1 protein-coding gene is annotated in these 521 nt (G+C 43.4%); it reads right to left on the bottom strand.

The window, feature by feature from the left end; genetic code table 11:
- The coding region (gene argS / locus ADIWIN_RS15095) for an arginine--tRNA ligase domain-containing protein (RefSeq protein ID WP_040757569.1) at positions 1-521 on the bottom strand (521 nt) is incomplete at both ends.

Below are 521 nucleotides of genomic sequence, written 5' to 3'. Positions count from 1 at the left end.
GTGCATGGGTATATTGGATAAATGGGCCAGTATTGCCTTGGAATTCAATGGACTCCTGAGGGTTGAACAACATCCTCTTCTTAGGGTCTACCTTCAGAAGGAAATATTTGATAGCTCCTAAACCCAACATCTCGTACAGTTTCTCAGCTTCTTCTTGGCTAAAGCCATCTATTTTACCGAGTTCTTGCGTGTGGCTTCGTGCAGTATCTACCATTTCCTGAATCAGGTCATCGGCGTCTACTACTGTTCCTTCACGGGATTTCATTTTTCCTGATGGCAGGTCTACCATGCCGTAGGAAAGGTGGAATAAGTTATTGGCATAAGGCCGTTCCAATAAGCCCATGATTTTAAACAAGACTTCAAAGTGATAATCTTGTTCGTTGCCCACTACGTATACAGACTTGTCTATAGCATGGTCTTTGAATTTTAGGTCAGCAGTTCCCATGTCCTGTGTCATGTATACGGAAGTGCCATCAGCTCTCAGGACAAGTTTTTCATCTAGCCCTTGATTGCTTAGATCC

The sequence above is a fragment of the Winogradskyella psychrotolerans RS-3 genome (genome assembly GCF_000427335.1).
In the GTDB taxonomy this organism is placed as follows: domain Bacteria; phylum Bacteroidota; class Bacteroidia; order Flavobacteriales; family Flavobacteriaceae; genus Winogradskyella; species Winogradskyella psychrotolerans.
Note: the sequence above shows the minus strand (reverse complement) of the source record. Positions and strands in the feature narration are given on the sequence as shown.